The organism is Streptomyces sp. HD, assembly GCF_028369295.1.
In the GTDB taxonomy this organism is placed as follows: domain Bacteria; phylum Actinomycetota; class Actinomycetes; order Streptomycetales; family Streptomycetaceae; genus Streptomyces.
Map to the genome: position 1 here is coordinate 168,148 of NZ_JAQMYP010000008.1, position 13,982 is coordinate 182,129.

The window sequence follows — 13,982 nt, forward strand, 5'->3', positions numbered from 1 at the left end:
GGACGTCCACAGCCGCTCTTCTTGAAGAAACGCGACGCCCCGCCCGGCCGATCCCGACGTACGATCCGCTCATGGAGGCACCCCGCCACGACACCCGCGGGATAGTCGACCCGCCCGGGCTGCTCAGCCGCGTCCGCTTCCGCCGCCACGAGCCCGCCGAACCGCTGCGCCGCCATGTCGAGTGGTACTGGTTCATCGACTGGGACCTGCCCGAGCCCTACGCCTCCCACATCGTCCCGCATCCGTCCGTCAACCTCACCTTCCAGTGGGACGGGGTCGACGAGGAAGCAGCGCCGCCCTACGGCGAGGTCACCGGCGTCGCCCTCGGCCTCTACACCAGGAAGCTGACCGGACGGGGCCGGGTCTGCGGGGCGAAGTTCCGCCCCGGCGGCTTCCGCCCGTACGCCCCCGAGGCACCGGTATCCCGCTGGACGGGCGCGGCCCTGCCCGCCGAGGAGGTCTTCCCGCAGGCCACCCCCGACACCGCCCGCTCGGTGGTCACCCCCGACACCGACGCCGCCCGCGCAGCCGCCCTGGACGCCTTCCTGCTCGCCGTCCCCTGCGCCCCGGACCCCCAGGCCGACCTCGCCATGGCCCTCGTCCAGCGCATCCGGGCCGACCGCACGGTGCGCCGCGTCAGCGACTTCGCCCACGCGGAGGGCCTGTCCGTACGGTCCCTGCAACGCCTCTTCTCGGCCTACGTCGGCGTCAGCCCCAAGTGGGTCCTCCTCCGCTACCGCATCCACGAGGCCCTGGAACAGGCCGGCACCCGCACCGACATCGACTGGGCCGCCCTCGCCACCGACCTCGGCTACGCCGATCAGGCCCACCTGATCCGTGACTTCACACGGACGGTGGGCGTACCACCGACGGCGTATGCACAGGGTGTGCGCTGAGGCACCGGGACACCCTGCCCAGCGCGGGCAAGGCGCCCCACCCACCGGTCACGCCCCCTGCGTACCACCGACGGCGTATGCACAGGGTGTGCGCTGAGGCACCGGGACACCCTGCCCAGCGCGGGCAAGGCGCCCCACCCACCAGTCACGCCCCCACCTCCGGCCCCACCCCTCAAGGCACCAGCACCAGCCGCCCCCGCACCCCGCCCTCCGCGAGCCGCGCATGGGCCTTGGCGGCGTCGTCGAGCGCGAAGGTCTCGGCCACCCGCGTCGTCAGCACGCCTTCGTCCACCAACCGCACCAGCTCAGCCAGCCGCCGCCCATCGGCGCTCACCTCGACCGCCCCGGTCCGCACCCCCCGCACAGAGCCGGGCTGTGCCTGCGGAATGACGCCGATGTACGCGCCGCCGTCCCGCACCCATGCGAGCGCCGGCTCGTCGAGCACCGCCGCGTCAAGCACCGCGTCGAAGCTCCCCGCCCCGACGGCACCGTTCACGGCCGGCGTCGCCCCCAGCGACCGTACGAGCTCCTCGTCCGCCTCCCGGGCCAGCCCGGTCACCGGTATCCCCCGGTGCGCGGCCAGCTGGACGGCGTACCCGCCGACGGCCCCGGCCGCGCCCGTCACCAGCAGCGACTGGCCGGGCGTCAACTCCAGCCGGTCCAGGGCCTGTTCCGCGGTGAGCGCGTTCAGCGGCAGCGTCGCCGCGTGCACGGTGTCGACGGTCGCCGGCGCCTTGGCCGCGGCGTCCGTGTCCACGACGACGTACTCGGCGTGTGTGCCCAGCGGCTTGACCATGCCGTAGTCGAGCGCGACCACCTCGTCCCCGACGCTCCAGGCGCTGCCCACCCCCACGGCGTCCACGACCCCGGCCACGTCCCATCCGAGCCCGATCGGCTTCCCCGCACCCCCGAAGACCCCGGCTCGCACCCCCGCATCCACCGGATTCAACGTCGCCGCCGCGACCTTGATCCGCACCTGCCTCGCACCGGGCTCCGGCACCTCGGCCTCCACGACCTCGACCACCTCGGGCCCACCGAACACGTTCACGACAGCAGCACGCACAGCAACTCTCCCTTGCTTCCCAGGCGTTCCTTGCAGCGCCTGTGTTCCTTGCTTCTCTCTGCTGCCGCAACCCTAGGAAGAGTTACTATCTATCAGTAAGTAGTTACCTCAGAGTGCGTACCTACCCCAGAGGTGAGCCATGGCGACCATGACGGCGGCCCAGCGGCGCGAGCAGGCCCGCGTCGAGTACGACGCGTTCCTCCGCAGCTGCCCCACCAACCAGCTCCTGGACCGCATCAGCGACAAGTGGGTCAGCCTCGTCGTCTCCGCCCTCGCCGCCGGCCCGATGCGCTACAGCGACCTCGGCCGCAAGATCGCGGGCGTCAGCCCCAAGATGCTGACCCAGACCCTGCGTTCACTGGAACGCGACGGTCTCCTCACCCGCACCGTCACCCCGTCCGTCCCGGTCCGCGTCGACTACGAGCTCACCGTCCTGGGCCACAGCCTGGCCCAGCTGCTCACCGCGGTGAAGGACTGGGCGGAGAACCACTTCGACGAGGTCCGGGAGTCCCGCGACCGCTATGACACCGAGAGCCTCGACGACTAGAGGGCTTGCGAGAAGGCCGGCGAGCGGGTTCTCGGCGGCATGCGAAGCTGGCGGCCATGCTGATCCTCCGCTCCGCCGCCCTGTTCGTCGTCGCCGCGCTCTTCGAGATCGGCGGCGCCTGGCTGGTCTGGCAGGGCGTGCGCGAGCACCGCGGCCGGCTGTGGATCGGCGCGGGCGTCATGGCCCTCGGCGCCTACGGCTTCGTCGCCACGCTCCAGCCCGACGCCGAGTTCGGCCGCATCCTCGCCGCGTACGGCGGTGTCTTCGTCGCCGGTTCACTGGCCTGGGGCATGGTCGCGGACGGCTACCGCCCGGACCGCTGGGACGTGACGGGCGCGCTGATCTGCCTCGCGGGCATGGCGGTGATCATGTACGCACCACGCGGAAACTGACGAAACCCACGGAGCCGACGGCACCGACGACACCCACGGCTCAGGACGGCGGAAGCAGCCCCAGCTGCCCCAGGAACTCCATCTCGTCGAAGTAGAGCCGGTACTCCACGATCTTGCCGTCCCGGACGGTGGCGAAGTCCACGCCCCGGATCTTGATCTCCTTCTGGGTCGCGGGGATGGTCTCTCCGGAGGGCAGCTGGATCGGCCCGGTGTTCCGTCCGGTGAAGAACCCCTCGTCGATGGCCGTGTCGCCGACCTCGTACGCGTGCACGGACTCGTACGTGCCGTCGGGGATCGCGTCCGTCATCTGGCGCCAGTACTCGACGATGCCGTCGCGCCCATGGATCTCACCGCCGTCGGGGGTGACGGCGACCGCGTCCTCGGCATACAGCTCGCCCAGCGTCCCGAGATCAGGGTGCGTGGTCACCGCGTCCGTGAGCCGGTCCATGACCTCACGTGCCTGTCCCATGATCCACCTCCGTTCCAGAGGATCACCCGTCCCATTGTCCCACCGCGCGACCGGCCTATCCTGGCCGGACAGTCCCCGGACACCCTCCGGACTCCACCACGCACGAGGAGCAGCCATGCCCACCGCAGCCCCGTCCGCCGCCTCCCGCATCGCCGTCATCACCGGTGCGAGCAGCGGAATCGGCGCCGCCACGGCACGACAGCTCGCCGCGGCCGGCTACCGCGTCGTCCTGACGGCCCGCCGCAAGGACCGCATCGAGGCGCTGGCGGAAGAGATCACCACGGCGGGCGGGTCGGCGACGGCCTACCAGCTGGACGTGACGGACCGCGCCGCGGTCGACGAGTTCGCGACGGCCTTCAAGGCGATCGGCGTCCTGGTCAACAACGCCGGTGGCGCACTGGGCGCCGACCCGGTCGCGACCGGCGACCCGGCCGAGTGGCGCACGATGTACGAGACGAACGTCATCGGCACCCTGAACCTCACCCAGGCCCTGCTCCCCAAGCTGGAGGCGAGCGGCGACGGCACGATCGTGGTCGTCTCCTCCACCGCCGGCCACGGCACGTACGAGGGCGGCGCGGGCTACGTCGCCGCCAAGCACGGCACCCACGTCCTCGCCGAGACCCTGCGTCTGGAGATCGTCGGCCGCCCGGTCCGCGTGATCGAGATCGCGCCCGGCATGGTCAAGACGGACGAGTTCGCCCTGACCCGCTTCGCCGGCGACAAGGAGAAGGCCGAGAAGGTCTACCAGGGCGTCGCCGAGCCCCTGACCGCCGACGATGTCGCCGACACCATCACCTGGACGGTCACCCGCCCCAGCCACGTCAACATCGACCTCCTGGTCGTCCGCCCCCGCGCCCAGGCGTCCAACACGAAGGTCCACAGGGAGCTGTAGTGGCGCAGGACGGTCGCAAGGACCCGCACAACGAGCGCCAGATGTGGTGGTGGCTCGGCTATTTCCTCTTCGGCATCCACATCGTGGCGTTCGTGATGATCTACGCGGTGACCCACGCGCCGAAGTAGCCGCCGTAAAATCACAGGTGCGACGGGCAGCGACCACCTAGGGTCACTGCCCGTGGACAGACACATACGCTTCGACGCCCTGCACAACTTCCGCGACCTGGGCGGCTGCACGACCACGGACGGCCACCGCGTCCGCCCCGGCCGCCTCTACCGCGCCGACTCCCTGGGCAAGCTGACGCAGGGCACACCGGACTGGTCCCGCTTCCTCGCCCTCGGTGTCCACACGGTGATCGACCTGCGCTACCCGTGGGAGATCGAGCACAGGGGCCGCGTCCCGGATCACCCGTCGTTCACGTACCACAACCTCAGCATCGAGCACCGCCCGTACACCCAGGCGGGGTTGACGCCCGATGTGGACCCCACCCCCTATCTGGCCGAGCGCTACATGGAAGTGGCGCAGGACGGCACGAAGGAGATCCGTAGCGCACTGGAACTGGTGGCGAAGGCGGCGGAGTCGGACACGCCCCTCGTCTTCCACTGCGCGTCGGGCAAGGACCGCACAGGCCTGCTGGCAGCACTGATCCTGGGCCTGCTCGGAGTACCCGAACCCACGATCATCGAGGACTTCACCCTCACGGAACTGGCCGCTCCCGCCCTCCTGGCCGACTGGAAAGCCCACAACAACGGCCGCACCCCCACCTGGCCGGGCTTCGGCCGAGCCCCGGAAGCGGTCATGCGCCTGTTCCTGGCAGACCTGACGCGCCGCTACGGCTCGATCGAGGGCTACATCTCCGAGGCGCTGTCCCTGGATCCGGACTCCCTCTCGACAACGCTCCGCGGAACGCTCCTCGGTCAATGACCCGATGAGCGAGGCCCCCGGTTTCCGCCGGGGGCCTGATGCGTCAGCCCTTGACGCAGACAACCTGCTTCAGCTTCGCCACGACCTCCACAAGGTCCCGCTGCTGATCGATGACCTGCTCGATCGGCTTGTACGCGCCCGGGATCTCGTCCACGACGCCGGAGTCCTTACGGCACTCCACGCCCTGCGTCTGCTCCTCCAGGTCCTTCGTCGAGAAGCGGCGCTTGGCGGCGTTCCGGCTCATGCGCCGGCCCGCGCCGTGCGAGGCCGAGTTGAAGGACATCGGGTTTCCGAGGCCCTTCACGATGTACGAGCCGGTGCCCATCGAGCCCGGGATGATCCCGTACTCGCCGGAGCCGGCGCGGATCGCCCCCTTACGGGTGACGAGCAGGTCCATGCCGTCGTAGCGCTCCTCGGCCACGTAGTTGTGGTGTGCGCTGATCTCCGGATCGAAGGTCGGCCTGGCCTTCTTGAACTCCTTGCGGACCACGTCCTTCAGGAGCGCCATCATGATCGTGCGGTTGTACTTGGCGTACTCCTGCGCCCAGAACAGGTCGTTGCGGTACGCCGCCATCTGCGGGGTGTCCGCCACGAAGACAGCGAGGTCACGGTCGACCAGGCCCTGGTTGTGCGGGAGCTTCTGGGCCACGCCGATGTGGTGCTCGGCCAGTTCCTTGCCGATGTTCCGGGAACCGGAGTGCAGCATCAGCCAGACGGAACCGGTCGTGTCCGTGCAGACCTCGACGAAGTGGTTGCCCCCGCCGAGCGTTCCCATCTGCTTTCCGGCGCGTTCCTGACGGAACTTGACCGCTTCCGCGATCCCGTCGAACCGCCCCCAGAAGCCGTCCCACCCGGCCGTACCGAACCCGTGCAGCCGCCCGGGGTCGACGGGGTCGTCATGCATCCCCCGCCCCACCGGAATCGCCTGCTCGATCTTCGACCGCAACCGCGACAGATCCCCCGGCAGATCATTGGCCGTCAACGACGTCTTCACCGCCGACATCCCACACCCGATGTCCACCCCCACCGCCGCAGGACACACGGCCCCCTGCATCGCGATGACGGACCCGACAGTCGCCCCCTTCCCGTAATGCACGTCCGGCATCACGGCGAGGCCCTTGATCCACGGCAGGGTCGCGACGTTGCGCAGCTGCTGCAGGGCCACGTCCTCGACCGTCGCCGGGTCGGCCCACATCCGGATGGGTACCTTCGCGCCCGGCATCTCCACGTACGACATATCGTCCTCTATCCCCCGTAAACAAAACACAAGTCTTAAATCGCAAAACCGGCGCCAAGGTCAACGAAAAGGGACAGCGGACCGGCGTCCACGGCAGTGCGTGCGATACACATTGTCTGCAGGCGGCGCCCCCGCACGGCAAGCGATTAACCAGCGGGGACACTGAGAGACCGGCAACACACCGACCACACAGTCACCGTCGAGAGGAGCCTGACCGTGCAGCGGAAGGCGTATGTAACCGGCGTCGCCGCGCTCCTCGCGGCGCTGCTGGCCGGCTGCACCGGCGGTTCCGACGACGGTGGCGCGACGGACGACGCCAACCCCGGCGACGCCGGCACGGCGACCGCGACGGCCGAGCCCGGCCGGTACCAGACGCTGCCCGAACCGTGCGGCGTGGTCGACCAGGACATCCTCGACTCGCTGCTGCCCGGCATCCGGCAGCTCCCGGACGAGGAGCAGCGCGACAAGGCGTACGAGGGCACGCCGACGCTGACCTACGACACGGACCGCAAGGTCGGCTGCCGCTGGAAGGTCGAGTCGACGGAGGCCACGGATCACCTGCTCGTCGACTTCGAGCGCGTGGTGTCGTACGACAAGACGGTCAGCGACGACAGCGAGGCTGAGCGGCTCTTCGCGACGGAACAGGAGGCGGCCGACCTTCCCGAGCCGGTGACCTCCTCCTCCGTCGATCCGAGCGGCTCACCGTCCTCCTCGCCCTCCACGTCCACGTCCGGATCCCCCGAGTCCTCTACGCCCTCTTCGTCCCCTTCGTCCTCCACCTCGGCCTCCCCCTCAGGTTCCGCCTCCCCCGACGGCGCGGCCGGTGCCGAGCTCCAGCCCCGCGTCCTGGAGGACCTCGGCGACGAGGCCTTCCTCGACGACGCGCTCAGCAGCTCCGGTTCGACGGCCCAGCAGCGCACGGTGACTGTGGCGTTCCGCACGTCCAACGTGATCGTGAGGATCGTGTACGAGGAGCAGCCGACGACCGTAGGCACGGTTCCGGACAGTGAGGAATTGCAGGACAGGGCCCAGAAACTGGCTGCGCAACTGGCGGACGAGCTGGCGGAGTAGCGCCCCTCCGCAGCCCCTGTGCGCCCTCCTGCGACGTAACCGAAACGAGACCACACAGCTTCTTCACCGCGTACCGTGGCCCCTCGGACCCGATCCGACCGCGAGACCACGAGTGTCAGTCATGAGTGAAGGAACCATGCAGCGAGCAGCGAAGCGAGACCTGGGGGCACCTCCCACGCCGTTCAGGCAGTGGGGGAATGACCGGCGTGACCAGCGCGAGCAGCGTGTGAAGGGCCTTCGCCGGGTCCTTGTCGGCGCGGCCGTCGTCCCCGCGATGCTGGTGGCCGTGGGCTGTTCCTCGGACTCCGGTTCGGACGACGGGGCCGGGGACGGCAGTGCGAAGACCTCGGCATCGACGTCCGAGACGTCCGCGAGCCCGTCGCCGACGGTGCAGGCGGCCACGTACAAGTCGCTTCCGCAGGCGTGCAAGGTGCTGGCGAAGAAGACGCTGGAGGACCTGGTCCCGAAGGCGAAGTCGGGCAAGGCGCACGCTTCGGACGACGAGACGACGCGCGGCTCCTGCTCCTGGAGCAGCCTCGACGACAACGGTGTGAAGGGCTCGCAGTTCCGCTGGCTCAACGTCTCCCTGCTGCGCTTCGAGTCGGACGTCACGCGCGGCTCGGGCGACAAGCTGGCGCGGGAGTACTACGAGACGCAGCTGCAGGGCGCCCGTTCGGTGTCCGGCGCGAAGAACGTGAAGTCGGAGCCGGTCGCCGGGGTGGGCGACGAGGCCACGGCGGTGCGCTACGACCTGAAGAAGAAGGAGGGCTCCTTCAAGCAGGAGACGGTCGTCGCCCGGGTGGAGAACGTGGTCGTCACGCTCGACTACAACGGCGCCGGCTACGCCGGTGACAAGACCCCCAGCGCGGACTCCCTGAACAAGCTGGCGCAGAAGGCGGCCAAGGAGGTCGTCGCCTCGGTGACGAAGGCGAACGGCAGCGGCAGCGCGGGCACGCCTAGCAGCACCCCTTCGAAGTCGGCTTCGAAGTCTCCCTCGAAGTCCCCGTCCGGCAGCCCCTCGAAGACGGCGTCCGCCTCCCCGTCCAAGTCAGCGGCGAAGAAGAGCTGACCGTCACACCTGCCTCACGACTGAGTCACAACTTGCTGCTCAGCCGCGCCTTTTGCCCGAGCCCGGCCCTTTCGGGGGCCGGGCTCGGGCCGTACCGGAGGTCCGTCCGCCGCACGGATGTGCCACCCTGTTGCGCGCAACAACACGCAAGGGGAGGGGAGTACGAGTGGCCGCGCCACCGCAGCTGACTCGGATGCACCGCGTTCTCATAGGCGTGGTCGTGTTCGGCGCCGTGATCATCGCCGGCATCGGCTTCGCCGGTTCGTACGCGGCCGTCCGTGAGCTGGCCGTCAAGAAGGGGTTCGGGAGCTTCAGTTATGTCTTCCCGATCGGCATCGACGCGGGCATATGTGTCCTGCTCGCCCTCGACCTGCTCCTGACCTGGATCCGCATACCGTTCCCCCTGCTCCGTCAGACGGCCTGGCTGCTGACGGCCGCGACGATCGCCTTCAACGGCGCGGCGGCCTGGCCGGACCCGCTGGGCGTGGGCATGCACGCGGTGATCCCGATCCTGTTCGTGGTGTCGGTCGAGGCGGCCCGCCACGCGATCGGCCGCATAGCGGACATCACGGCCGACAAACACATGGAGGGCGTACGCCTGACCCGCTGGCTGCTGTCGCCGGTCCCGACGTTCCTGCTGTGGCGCCGTATGAAGCTGTGGGAGCTGCGCTCCTACGAGCAGGTCATCAAGCTGGAGCAGGAGCGCCTGGTCTACCAGGCCCGGCTGCGTTCCCGCTTCGGCCGCTCGTGGCGGCGAAAGGCCCCGGTGGAGTCGCTGATGCCGCTGCGTCTGGCGCGCTACGGCGTCCCGCTGGCGCAGACGGCTCCGGCGGGCCTGGCGGCGGCGGGCATCGAGCCGGCCCTGCTGCCACCGGCACCGAAGCAGGCCCTGGACGCGGCCCCTGTCGTCGACGTGGCGCCGGCGGCCGAGGTGGTCGCGCCGACGCCTGCCGCCCCGGCCCCCGGCACACCGGCTCCTGACGTGGCCGCGGACGGTCGTACGGCCGGACCCGCGCCCGTCCCGCAGCAGGCGGCGCCTCCCGAGGCGGAGCAACCGGACTACGTTCAGGACTGGTTCAACACGCCCCGCCAGGTCGAGTACCACGGCGGCTACAACGCCGAGTACGACCCCCAGGGCCACTACCAGCAGTGGTACTCGGAGCAGCAGCGGGCCGAGGAGTACCGCGACCAGTACGAGGAAGAGCCCCCGGTGCAGGAACCCTCTCCGGAGGACACCGGCACCTTCCCGATCCCGGTGACGGGCAACCGCACCCGCCAGCTCGGTGAGGGCGGTGGCCCGCCGGAGCCGGCCGAGCCGACGGACGAGGACTACTACCAGGTCTTCCGCCAGTCGATAGACGGCAGCTACCCCACGCCGCGCGTCCTGGGCGACAACATCCAGGCGACGTACGGCACGACGCTGGGCAGCAGCGAACTGAAGGCCCTCACGGAACGCTTCCAGCAGCGCCACTCGGCGCAACTGGAAGAGGAGCACATCGCGTAAGAGCCGGTGAAAAAACTAGAGGGGCCCTCGACCGAGGGCCCCTCGACGTTTCACCCGGTCCTACTCCCCGAGCAGGGCGCGCACTCGCTCCTGCCCCACCGCCAGCAGCAGCGTGGGCAGTCGCGGACCGGTGTCCCGGCCGACCAGCAGGTGGTACAGCAGCGCGAAGAACGCCCGCTGGGCGGTCTTGATCTCGGCCGGCAGTTCCTTGGGCGTGGCGTCGGCGGAGAACCCGGCCTGCACCTTGGGCACGCCGTACACGAGGTGGGTCAGCCCGTCGAGCGACCAGTGCTCGGCGAGTCCGTCGAGCAGCAGCCGCAGCGACTGCTGGGACGCCTCGTCGAGGGACTTCAGCAGCTCGGCGTCGGGCTCGTCGCGCACGATGGTCCGCTGGTCGGCGGGCACCTGCGTGTTGATCCAGGCCTCGGCCTTGTCGTACCGGGGCCGGGCCTCGTCGAGCGCGCCCAGCGGGTTCTCCGGGTCGAGCTCGGAGAGGATGCGCAGGGCCTGGTCCTGGTGCCCGGCGGTGATGTCGGCGACGGAGGCGAGCGTCCGGTACGGCAGCGGCCGCGCCGTACGCGTCAGCTCACCGCCGGCCGTCCGCACGGCTCGCGAGTGGGCGGCGACGTCGGCCGGCAGGGCGGACCCGTCGGCCACCTTGCCGTCGAGCTTGTCCCACTCGTCGTAGAGCCGCTGGATCTCCTGGTCGAAGGCGATCTTGAAGGACTGGTTGGGCCTGCGGCGGGCGTAGAGCCAGCGCAGGATCTGCGGCTCCATGATCTTCAGGGCGTCGGCGGGGGTGGGCACCCCGCCCCGCGAGGACGACATCTTCGCCATGCCGCTGATCCCCACGAAGGCGTACATGGGCCCGATGGGCTGCTTGCCGCCGAAGATCCCGACGATCTGCCCGCCGACCTGGAAGGAGGATCCCGGGGACGAATGGTCGACGCCGCTGGGCTCGAACACGACACCCTCGTAGGCCCAGCGCATGGGCCAGTCGACCTTCCAGACCAGCTTGCCGCGGTTGAACTCGTTGAGCCGGACGGTCTCGGAGAAGCCGCACTCGTCGCAGGTGTACGACAGCTCGGTGGTGTCGTCGACGTACGAGGTGACGGTGGTGAGGTCCTTCTCGCAGTTGCCGCAGTAGGGCTTGTACGGGAAGTAGCCGGCGGCACCGGAGCTGCCGTCGTCCTCGGCGGCCGCCCCCGACCCCTCGGCGGCCTCCAGCTCGGCCTCGTCGACGGGCTTCTGCGACTTCTTGGCGCCGGCCTTGGGCTTGGTGCGGTACTGGGCGAGCACGGCGTCGATGTCACCGCGGTGCTTCATGGCGTGCAGGATCTGCTCGCGGTACACGCCGGAGGTGTACTGCGCGGTCTGGCTGATCCCGTCGAACTCCACGCCGAGCTCGGCGAGCGACTCGACCATCGCCGCCTTGAAGTGCTCGGCCCAGTTCGGATACGAGGACCCCTGGGGCGCCGGCACCGAGGTCAGCGGCTTGCCGATGTGCTGGAGGTGGCTCTCGTCGGAGACGCCGGCGATGCCCTTGGGCACCTTCCGGTACCGGTCGTAGTCGTCCCAGGAGATCAGGTGCCGCACCTGGTACCCGCGCCGCCGGATCTCGTCGGCGACGAGGTGCGGGGTCATGACCTCGCGCAGGTTGCCCAGGTGGATGGGCCCGGAGGGCGAGAGGCCCGACGCCACGACGACAGGTTTGCCGGGGGCCCGACGCTCCGACTCCTCGATGACCTCATCCGCGAAACGGGAGACCCAGTCGGTGGTCTCGGTGCTCTGAGCCACGATCGGCACGTCCTTCTTTCTCCAGGGCAGCCGTACGGTCCACGGCCGGCGTCGTCCATTGTCCCAGACCCGATAAGCGGCGCAGCCGTTTATCGGGGGGCGCGAGGTTGTATCGATTTTTGCCGTACGGAGTCGGCGAGCGGGCTCCGCCGCGTGGGCGCGACCGGCCGCACACGGCCCGCGCCCGGCACCCCCGGGCTCGTAGCCGCAAAAACCCCTTTACCCCCCATGGGATACTGGCCGGGACTGTCAACCCAGCCCCGACCAGAACGGCAGCCCATACCCATGGCCCCGGTCAAGTCCATCACCGCCAACGTCGACGCACAGCTCTCCGACGCCCTCACGGCCGCCCTCCCGGGAACCGTCGGAGACGCCTTGCTGCGACGTAGCGAGCGGGCCGACTTCCAGGCCAACGGGATCCTGGCCCTCGCCAAGAAGGCCAAGTCGAACCCGCGGGAGCTGGCGGCGCAGGTCGTCGGCAACATCGTCACCGGTGACGTGATCAAGGACGTCGAGGTCTCCGGCCCCGGCTTCCTCAACATCACCGTCACCGACCGGGCGATCACCGAGAACCTCGCCGCGCGGCACGCGGACGGCGAGCGTCTCGGCGTGCCGCTGAAGGAGAACGCGGGCATCACGGTCGTCGACTACGCCCAGCCGAACGTGGCGAAGGAGATGCACGTCGGCCACCTGCGGTCGGCGGTCATCGGTGACGCCCTGCGCGGCATGCTCGACTTCACCGGCGAGAAGACGATCGGCCGGCACCACATCGGCGACTGGGGCACCCAGTTCGGCATGCTCATCCAGTACCTGTTCGAGAACCCCGGCGAGCTGGCCCCCGCGGCCGACGTCGACGGCGAGCAGGCGATGAGCAACCTGAACCGGGTGTACAAGGCGTCGCGCGCGGTCTTCGACTCGGACGAGGAGTTCAAGGAGCGGGCCCGCAAGCGGGTCGTCGCCCTGCAGTCCGGCGACAAGGAGACGCTCGAACTGTGGCAGCAGTTCGTGGACGAGTCGAAGGTCTACTTCTACTCGGTCTTCGAGAAGCTCGACATGGAGATCCGCGACGAGGAGATCGTCGGCGAGTCCGCGTACAACGAGGGCATGCCGGAAACCGCCCGCCTCCTGGAGGAGATGGGCGTCGCGGTGCGCTCCGAGGGCGCGCTGGTCGTGTTCTTCGACGAGATCCGCGGCAAGGACGACCAGCCGGTCCCGCTGATCGTGCAGAAGGCCGACGGCGGCTTCGGCTACGCGGCCTCCGACCTGACGGCGATCCGCAACCGGGTCCAGGACCTGCACGCCACGTCCCTGCTCTATGTCGTGGACGTCCGTCAGTCCCTCCACTTCAAGATGGTCTTCGAGGCGGCCCGCCGCGCCGGCTGGCTGACCGACGAGGTCACCGCGCACAACATGGGCTACGGCACGGTGCTGGGCGCGGACGGCAAGCCGTTCAAGACGCGTGAGGGCGAGACCGTACGGCTTGAGGACCTGCTGGACGAGGCGGTGCAGCGGGCCGCCGAGGTCGTACGGGAGAAGGCGCAGGACCTCACCGAGGACGAGATCCAGGAGCGGGCGGCGCAGGTGGGCATCGGCGCGGTGAAGTACGCCGACCTGTCCACGTCCCCCAACCGGGACTACAAGTTCGACCTGGACCAGATGGTCTCGCTGAACGGCGACACGTCCGTGTACCTCCAGTACGCGTACGCCCGTATCCAGTCGATCCTGCGCAAGGCGGGCGAGACCGAGCCGGCCGCCCACCCGGAGCTGGAACTGCACGCGGCGGAGCGGGCGTTGGGCCTGCACCTGGACGCCTTCGGCGACACGGTCTTCGAGGCGGCCGCGGAGTACGCCCCGCACAAGCTGGCCGCGTACCTGTACCAGTTGGCGTCGCTGTACACGTCGTTCTACGACAAGTGTCCGGTGCTGAAGGCCGAGACGCCCGAGCAGGTGCAGAACCGTCTGTTCCTGTGTGACCTGACGGCCCGGACGCTGCACCAGGGCATGGCCCTGCTGGGCATCCGGACGCCCGAGCGGCTGTGAGCGCCTGATGACGTGCGCGCGGCCCGTCCTCTCCCCCGAAGGGAGGACGGGCCGCGCCGTCTGTGCGGTCGTCAGGTC

Annotated in this window: 14 protein-coding genes; 10 read left to right on the forward strand and 4 right to left on the reverse strand. The window is 69.7% G+C overall.

The window, feature by feature from the left end:
• Nucleotides 1–71 precede the first annotated feature (71 nt).
• Nucleotides 72–896, forward strand: a complete 825-nt coding sequence (locus tag POF73_RS10895; protein WP_272114378.1) for a helix-turn-helix domain-containing protein — start codon at nucleotides 72–74, stop codon at nucleotides 894–896.
• A gap of 172 nt (nucleotides 897–1,068) precedes the next feature.
• Here POF73_RS10895 and POF73_RS10900 read toward each other — a convergent pair whose 3' ends face one another.
• Nucleotides 1,069–1,959, reverse strand: coding sequence for an NADP-dependent oxidoreductase (locus tag POF73_RS10900; protein WP_272114379.1), 891 nt, complete (start codon nucleotides 1,957–1,959; stop codon nucleotides 1,069–1,071).
• Nucleotides 1,960–2,098: 139 nt separating this feature from the next.
• Between POF73_RS10900 and POF73_RS10905 the strand changes: the two genes are divergently transcribed.
• A complete protein-coding gene (locus POF73_RS10905) occupies nucleotides 2,099–2,506 on the forward strand; it encodes a winged helix-turn-helix transcriptional regulator (protein ID WP_272114380.1) in 408 nt (135 codons plus the stop codon).
• A 56-nt stretch (nucleotides 2,507–2,562) separates the two neighbouring features.
• A complete protein-coding gene (locus POF73_RS10910) occupies nucleotides 2,563–2,898 on the forward strand; it encodes a YnfA family protein (protein WP_272114381.1) in 336 nt (111 codons plus the stop codon).
• 40 nt (nucleotides 2,899–2,938) lie between these two features.
• Here POF73_RS10910 and POF73_RS10915 read toward each other — a convergent pair whose 3' ends face one another.
• Nucleotides 2,939–3,367: an ester cyclase gene (locus POF73_RS10915; RefSeq protein ID WP_272114382.1), complete on the reverse strand. Its 429-nt coding sequence runs from the start codon at nucleotides 3,365–3,367 to the stop codon at nucleotides 2,939–2,941.
• A gap of 115 nt (nucleotides 3,368–3,482) precedes the next feature.
• On the opposite strand from POF73_RS10915, the gene POF73_RS10920 reads away from it, so the two are divergent.
• Genes POF73_RS10920 through POF73_RS10930 form a run of 3 tightly spaced genes read left to right on the forward strand, consistent with a single transcriptional unit; the run spans nucleotide 3,483 to nucleotide 5,186 of the window.
• The gene (locus POF73_RS10920) at nucleotides 3,483–4,259 is read left to right on the forward strand and encodes an SDR family NAD(P)-dependent oxidoreductase (RefSeq protein WP_272114383.1); all 777 of its coding nucleotides are present in this window, start codon (nucleotides 3,483–3,485) and stop codon (nucleotides 4,257–4,259) included.
• Entirely contained in the window at nucleotides 4,259–4,387 is a 129-nt protein-coding gene (locus POF73_RS10925; RefSeq protein WP_272114384.1) for a hypothetical protein, read from the forward strand. Before POF73_RS10920 ends, POF73_RS10925 begins: the two co-directional genes overlap by 1 nt.
• Nucleotides 4,388–4,439: 52 nt before the next feature.
• Nucleotides 4,440–5,186, forward strand: coding sequence for a tyrosine-protein phosphatase (locus POF73_RS10930; RefSeq protein WP_272114385.1), 747 nt, complete (start codon nucleotides 4,440–4,442; stop codon nucleotides 5,184–5,186).
• A 43-nt stretch (nucleotides 5,187–5,229) separates the two neighbouring features.
• Here the strand turns inward: POF73_RS10930 and POF73_RS10935 are convergent, their stop codons facing one another.
• On the reverse strand, nucleotides 5,230–6,423 hold the full coding sequence (locus tag POF73_RS10935) for an RtcB family protein (RefSeq protein WP_272114386.1): 1,194 nt from the start codon (nucleotides 6,421–6,423) through the stop codon (nucleotides 5,230–5,232).
• Nucleotides 6,424–6,639: 216 nt separating this feature from the next.
• Between POF73_RS10935 and POF73_RS10940 the strand changes: the two genes are divergently transcribed.
• From POF73_RS10940 to POF73_RS10950, 3 genes are all read left to right on the forward strand, one after another.
• Nucleotides 6,640–7,494: a DUF3558 domain-containing protein gene (locus POF73_RS10940; RefSeq protein ID WP_272114387.1), complete on the forward strand. Its 855-nt coding sequence runs from the start codon at nucleotides 6,640–6,642 to the stop codon at nucleotides 7,492–7,494.
• Nucleotides 7,495–7,630: 136 nt separating this feature from the next.
• Nucleotides 7,631–8,563, forward strand: a complete 933-nt coding sequence (locus POF73_RS10945) for a DUF3558 family protein (RefSeq protein ID WP_272114388.1) — start codon at nucleotides 7,631–7,633, stop codon at nucleotides 8,561–8,563.
• Between the two features lie 166 nt (nucleotides 8,564–8,729).
• Nucleotides 8,730–10,067, forward strand: coding sequence for a DUF2637 domain-containing protein (locus POF73_RS10950; RefSeq protein ID WP_272114389.1), 1,338 nt, complete (start codon nucleotides 8,730–8,732; stop codon nucleotides 10,065–10,067).
• Between the two features lie 60 nt (nucleotides 10,068–10,127).
• On the opposite strand, the gene lysS is transcribed toward POF73_RS10950, so the two are convergent.
• Nucleotides 10,128–11,873, reverse strand: coding sequence for a lysine--tRNA ligase (gene lysS, locus POF73_RS10955; RefSeq protein WP_272114391.1), 1,746 nt, complete (start codon nucleotides 11,871–11,873; stop codon nucleotides 10,128–10,130).
• A gap of 276 nt (nucleotides 11,874–12,149) precedes the next feature.
• Here lysS and argS point away from each other — a divergent pair, with 276 nt between their 5' ends.
• Nucleotides 12,150–13,904 carry an arginine--tRNA ligase gene (gene argS, locus POF73_RS10960; RefSeq protein ID WP_272114392.1) on the forward strand — a complete coding sequence of 585 codons (1,755 nt, stop codon included), beginning with the start codon at nucleotides 12,150–12,152 and terminating at the stop codon, nucleotides 13,902–13,904.
• The last annotated feature ends 78 nt before the right edge of the window (nucleotides 13,905–13,982 follow it).